We start from the raw sequence: 6,282 nt of genomic DNA, 5'->3' as shown, positions 1-6,282 counted from the left end.
TCGTGTTAGGTCACACCTCCAACGCGTCCTTTCTGTCATCTTCCTGAGCCAGAATCAGGACAGTTCTTACGCTTCAGGCGTTGCTCCGCCGCTTTGCGGGGCGGGCCCGAGGGCCTGCCCCGCAAAGCGGCGGGTCGCCCGATTGGAGACCCTTTTGGCCGAGCTGCTGTTCACGACCGATGCGTTTGCGCCGAATGGCATGCCAAGCCCGGGCGTGCCGATGCTTCTCGATCAGGAGATGCGACTTGTCGAGCCGGCTTGCGCATGGTTGCTGCACATTGCTCTCGTGAGAGGACGAACACGCAGCCGCCAGACCTGGCGCACCTATGGCGAAGCCCTTTATGACTGGTGGCAGACCCTCGAAGCCAATGAATGGATCTGGGATGAGGTTGGGGTCGCGGAGATCGCTGCTTACCGAGATCGGATGCTCTTTCGCCCGAGCGATCACACCGGACGGGCGTATGCCCGCAGCACCATCAATGGTCGGCTCAGAACATTGGCCGTGTTCTATCGGTGGTGCGTTGCTGCAGGTCTCGCCGACAATGTGCCGTTCAGCACGAGCGAACTCGCGCTGTCGCGACGTCAGCCGCAGCGGTTCCTCGCCCATGTCGATGCCACCGGCGGACGATATCTCGCCAATGAACTGACGATCCGACAAACCTCGGCACTGCCAAAACCGCTGTCGCCGGTCGCGTTGCGGCGCGTGATGGCTGGTCTGGGCGCGCGCGACCGTTTGATCATCGAATGGGCTGTCACAACCGGCATGCGTCGGATGGAGGTGGCGGGATTGAAACTGTGGGCGCTTCCACGGTCCAACCTGGATGCCCTGGTTGCCGTCAAGATCGAAGCCACGAAGGGTGGCAAAACGCGGACGGTTTATCCCCCTTTGCCCTTGATCGATCGCACGCTCGCTTACGTGCGCGAAGAGCGCGCCGTCATTGTTCGACGAGCCAAGTTGCGGAACGCCGACTACGCGGAATCGGATAGTGTCTTCCTGACCGAAGCGGGTCACGGAATCAGTGCTCGCCGCGTCGGTGCCATGTTCGCCGCCGCGGCCAGGACATCAGGTGTGACGGCCAGCTTCCACGCGCTGCGACATACCTTTGCGACAGCGATGCTCCGGTTCCTGCAACGGCGGGCGCAACACGAACCGGACCTCAATCCACTTCTGACCCTCCAAGTGGTCCTGGGACATGCCGATCTCTCTACGACGGCGATTTATCTGCGCGTCCTGGCGACAGATCTGACGCTGGTGGAATCGTCCATCGACGACCTTTACGAGGCCCTCTTATAATGGCACGGCGGCGCAAGGATTATCGGCTCGATCCATCCCCTATATCGCTCGCTGGCGAGCCCACTTCGCTGGTGGTCAACTTCCTTGATCCGAACGGTCGGCTGGAAGAAAGCTTCGACTTCTCAATCTATGGAACGGCGCCAAGCGTCGCTGCCGCAATCGCGCTTGCCTTCCGCAACCATCACGCCGGTCATAGCCCGGCCACTCGCGAGGGCGCGTTCAAGACACTTCGCCGCTGGTTCGCGTTCCTCAATGACCACACTCCCGCCATCACATCGATGCGGGAGGTCGATACGGCCACATTGCGGGCCTTTATTGCCTGGCTGGATGCCAAGCCATGGACCAAGAGTTCCCGCCATGGCAGCTGGTCCGCGATGAAGCAGATGGTGCGCTGGCTGAAGCGCAATAGGCCTGACCTTGTCGCTCCCGATCTGGAAATTCCGTTTAACGCCTTTCCCCGCAAGAATGCAGAGACCCGCCCCCGCGAGGCGCTGAGCCGGTCGGAAATGGAAGCCGTCCTGTCGGCGGCTCGCAAAGACATCGAAGCGATCTGGTCGGCCTTCGAAACAGGAAAGGCACTGCTCTCACAGGTCGACCGCGAGGCCATCGCGCAGGAGCGGGATCTCAGCCGGCTCGATCTCGATGATCTTGGCGTTGTGCTTGCTGTGATCGTTGAGCATTATGGTGGGCTGGTTCCCCCGCAGAACGTCACTTTGGAGCGAGGTAGCGGCCGCTGGCGGCTGCACCATGCCTCGCTCAAGCACGGCGGGAACCAGAAGCTCACCAGCTATCTTCATACCCTGCCTGAAACGCTGATCCCTTACATGATCGCCATCGGGGCGCAGAGCTACGCGAATCCTGAGGCACTTCGTGAGCTCCAGCGGGGTTGTATGAGCAATCATCTGCTTCTCGATGGCCGGGAGGTGATGACGTGGTCGAAAGGCCGCTCGAACCGCGTGCAACGTCGAAGCTTCCTGCGCGACAAGAGCATGTCGGTTCCCAACCTTGTCGACCAAGTTCTGGAAATGACGGCATCATTGATACCCTATGTTCCGGAGCAGGACCGCGAGCGGCTCTTTCTGGTCGCGAGCATAAATGGCACACGCGCGATCAAGCTGATCCCCGATTATCTGGTAAGCCGGCACGTCCGATTGTTCGCGCAGCGACACGGCCTTGTCGACGAGAATGGTGCTCCGCTTGCACTGACTTTGGCCGCGCTGCGGACCACGGGCCTCACTCTCGCGCACGAGGCGCTCGGGCACGATATCCTGAAAACCCAGATCCTCGCCAACCACGCCACCCCGGATACAACGCAGCGCTATATCGATCGGCCGATTGTACGAAAGGCCCAGGAACGCATTATCGGTGACCTGCAATTGCGCTTCGTCCAAGCTGTTCGCGGTCCCGACGACGATGATGATGAAAGCGATGACGACACACCGACAGTCCAGGCCGAATATGCCACGGCTGCCGGCTTCATCTGCAAGGATCCACTCGCGGGCATCGGAGAAGGTCAGAAATCTGGCCGGTTATGTACGGCCTGGCTGGGCTGCTTCACCTGTCCGAATGCAGTAATCCCTCTCGATCCGGATGTTCTGACACGGTTGTTGTCGACGCGAGATGCTCTTGTCGCGGCGCGCCAAACGCTGGCTTCGGAGCGCTGGCGGCTTCTCTACGCGCCAAAACTGGAGATCCTTGAGCACGATATCCTGCCGCGCTTCTCGCCGGAGCTTCATATGGTCGCCTCTATGAATGCGGCACCAGCTTTGCCGGTGATCGAATGAAAACGCAGCCTGCTGCAAATCCTGTTGTGGTCGGATGGGCTGAAGCGCCGCTCTCGCCATGGGGCCGGTTCGGCGATGATGAATGGATGCTCGACATCCGCACTGCCGGCCGGCGCGCGGATCAGAACAGAATAAGCTGGGCGGTCGAGTTGCCGGAGGGAGCTGTCATCAGCAAAACGGCTTGGCGCGGGCTCCATCAGGCGGCAAAGCAGTTCCTATGGTCGATGACCACGAACCCACCGACCGGTCGCAAGCGTCTGTCGCCAGCGTCGGTGCAAAGCAAAGCCCTCACGCTGAAAACCATGATCAGGTGGATGGCACTAGACGGACTGGAGACATTCAGCAGCATCGATACGGGGGCCGTGGAGCGGTTGCGGGCATGGCTGCTGGCACGACCAGGATACAAGGCAAAGTCTCTCAGCCCCAACACTGTCGTCAACTACATGGTAGTGCTCAAGGACCTCTATCGGCAGCGAGCCAAGCTCAATGACGCCCCGTTGGTTGACCCTCTGCCGCAAGAGACCACCTACGAAGCAGCAGGCCTGACGCCAGCGACGCGCGGCTCGATCCCGTTCATTCCTGATGCCATCGCCATCTCGTTGCTGAATACCGCTTTGCGATGGGTCGAGGAACATGGGGCAACGATCGTCGAAGCGGAAAAGATCCGACGCGAGGCACGGGCGTTCGGACTTACACGAGGAGGAATTAAACAGGGCTCGTATCATGCCCGCCGAGCCCTGCGTCATGCAGAGCTGAAAGACCCTGCTGGTGAACCATTGTCTGGCGCGTATGCGGTTCGTCACGCTGCCACGCATCTCGTGGAAGCCTGCTATATCGTCATCGCCGGCTTCGTCGGTATGCGCGTAAGCGAAATCCTCTCCATGGAGGTCGGTGCCATCGAGTTCCACCCCATCGGTGAGACCGGCGTCGAGCAAGCCTACATTGTCGCGCGATTGTTCAAGACGGTCGACCAGCATGGCGGACGATTGGAGCGCTGGATTGCTCCTGACCCCGTGGTGCAGGCCGTGGCCTTGCTTGAGCAACTGAGTGCGCCGCTGCGTGAAGCGTCCGGAAGGCGTGAGCTCTTCCTCGTCAAGAACACCCAGTACGGCGAGATCGTCCCGGTCACCCAGATGCATATCGGCTGGCGGATCAACGATTTTGCCCGCCATGTTGGTGTGCCCATGCACGAGGGAAAGCCTTGGGCATTCAGCAGCCACCAGTTCCGCAAGACGTTTGCGCGCTTCATCGCCCGAAAGGACCGGTCGCAGCTTCTTGGCCTTGCGGGGCATTACAAGCACGCATCGGTCGCGATGACCGCGCGTGGCTATGTCGGCAGCGACTTCGATCTCCGGCAACTCGTCGATCATGAAAACCGTGCCGAAACAGCCACGGCATTGGAACGAATGCTGGTCAGCGATCGACTTGCCGGTCGCATGGGTGAGCGCATTGTGACGGGCAACGCCCGGTTCCGGGGGCGCGCTGGCGAGCAGGTGCGCCAGGATTACATCGAGTTTGTCCTCGCCGAAACGGACCTGCGCATCCACGCATGCGATTACGGTTGGTGTGTGTTCCAGCAAGAGACCAGTCGCTGCGGTGGCGAGGTCGGGCCTAGCGAGGCAGGCCGGAGTCCATCTGTCTGCCTGGGTTGCGCGAATATGGTGATCGAGCCGCAGCATGCGCCTTACTGGGAGGACCGTCGAGCGAGGAACCAGGCGTTGCTCCCTGCCGCCAACGAAATGACGGCCGCGGTTCTCACCGATGCGATCGAACAGTGCGACAACGTGCTGACCAGGATCGGGGAACATGATGGGTAAACCTGACTTACGCTCCCCTTCCGCCATGTCGGCGGAGCGTGCCTATCGGGCAGCTCTGGCCCGACTGATCCGTGGCGAGGGCCGTCATCCGGATCATCAGGGACGTATAGTGAGGATCAGCCCCGCTTCAGTCGCGCGTGAGGCAGGGAAAAGCCGAAATCCGCTCTATACGACACATCGCGACATCCTCGATGAGATCGAGGCCGCCTTGCAAGCACCGGGGCCATCCAGAGACCTCGCAGCCCGGGTGATGGAAATGGAGGCCGAAATCGCGCTGCTACGCTCCGAAGCGCGCCGGCACAGCGAGGAAAAGCGAAAGCTGGCAAGCGAGAATCTCGCCCTTCTTCATCGGGCAAGGACGGCGGAAGACAAACTGGCGTCTTTGCAGCGGCGGGCGCCGTTGGCACCTGCCGCTGTGTTGCCTGTCAGGCCGCTACCGCGCTGACCTGCTTGTGCTGTTGCGCGTGCATCCAGTCCACAGCCGCCTGAGCCTTGCTCGAGGCCGTGAAGATGGCGGAGGTATCGTCGCGAAGGACCTTCAACCAACTGGAGATATAGGCGGCGTGATCCGGCCGGGGCCGTGCCGATATCGATAGATCGGCGAGGACCATGGCTGCTCCAGCGTCAGCAATTATCTCCTCCATGGCATAGGCTTCGGAACCGAATCTTCCGGATAAATCGCGGTCGAGCCTGTGCTTCGCCCCGGTGGCGTGAAGACCTTCATGGAAAAGCACGCTGTAGTGAGAGGCAACGTCACGGAATGAGCTGAAAACTGGCACGTGCACCCGATCGGCCGAAGGCAAATAGTAGGCTTCGCTGCCCCCGTATACGGTGTTGATGCCAAGGTTCGCATAGAAGGCATCGGCATGCGCGATGCGTTCTTCTTCCGAGCGAGCAACCGCCGGTTCTGGCTCATAATCATCAACCTGCGCGCAGTTGAACACCGAATAGCCGCGTGCGAATAGACGTCGACGTTCGCTAGCATCACTGGAATCATCCTCGCTATCCTCGCCAGTCTTGCCGCCGATCTGCCCCCAGAAAACGATGGTTGTGGACTTCTCACCTTTGCGCACCTGGGCGCCAAGGGCCTGCCACTGGCGATACGTTCCCCATAGTCCCGTGGGATATCCGGCGCTATGCGCCGCTGCCCATAAGGCAAGCGTGTTCACACCACGGTAGGCCTTGCCGGACGCGACGTTGATCGGCCGTGCAGTCGGCGCCCCATCATGATGCCAAGGCATCACAAACTCGCCCGCTCCAGCTTCGATGGCGGCGATAATCTCATCAGTGATGCGGGCGTAAACATCAGCTCGGTTCAGGGAAGCCATGGTCATGACCTCCCTGCTGCAGGTGCCGAAGTAGGAAGGACACTTGCGATGAAACCTAA

At 60.7% G+C, this 6,282-nt stretch carries 5 protein-coding genes; 4 read left to right on the top strand and 1 reads right to left on the bottom strand.

Annotated features, from left to right (window positions below; all coding sequences use genetic code 11):
- Positions 1–154: 154 nt before the first annotated feature.
- From EOA33_RS20555 to EOA33_RS20540, 4 genes are read left to right on the top strand one after another with little or no spacing between them, the layout of a single operon-like run.
- Positions 155–1,294: a tyrosine-type recombinase/integrase gene (locus EOA33_RS20555; protein ID WP_127406432.1), complete on the top strand. Its 1,140-nt coding sequence runs from the start codon at positions 155–157 to the stop codon at positions 1,292–1,294.
- Positions 1,294–3,078, top strand: coding sequence for a site-specific integrase (locus EOA33_RS20550; protein WP_245482390.1), 1,785 nt, complete (start codon positions 1,294–1,296; stop codon positions 3,076–3,078). The genes EOA33_RS20555 and EOA33_RS20550 overlap by 1 nt, the downstream gene beginning before the upstream one ends.
- Positions 3,075–4,895 (top strand): hypothetical protein, encoded by a 1,821-nt coding sequence (locus EOA33_RS20545; protein ID WP_127406431.1) that lies wholly within the window; start codon positions 3,075–3,077, stop codon positions 4,893–4,895. The genes EOA33_RS20550 and EOA33_RS20545 overlap by 4 nt, the downstream gene beginning before the upstream one ends.
- Positions 4,885–5,340, top strand: a complete 456-nt coding sequence (locus tag EOA33_RS20540) for a hypothetical protein (protein ID WP_127406430.1) — start codon at positions 4,885–4,887, stop codon at positions 5,338–5,340. Before EOA33_RS20545 ends, EOA33_RS20540 begins: the two co-directional genes overlap by 11 nt.
- Here EOA33_RS20540 and EOA33_RS20535 read toward each other — a convergent pair.
- On the bottom strand, positions 5,321–6,229 hold the full coding sequence (locus EOA33_RS20535; protein WP_127406429.1) for a zincin-like metallopeptidase domain-containing protein: 909 nt from the start codon (positions 6,227–6,229) through the stop codon (positions 5,321–5,323). The genes EOA33_RS20540 and EOA33_RS20535 overlap by 20 nt on opposite strands.
- Between the last annotated feature and the right edge of the window lie 53 nt (positions 6,230–6,282).

Source organism: Mesorhizobium sp. M4A.F.Ca.ET.050.02.1.1, assembly GCF_003997725.1.
Classification (GTDB): domain Bacteria; phylum Pseudomonadota; class Alphaproteobacteria; order Rhizobiales; family Rhizobiaceae; genus Mesorhizobium.
The sequence above is the reverse complement of the archived record's forward strand: the minus strand, read 5'-3'. Positions and strand labels throughout refer to the sequence as shown.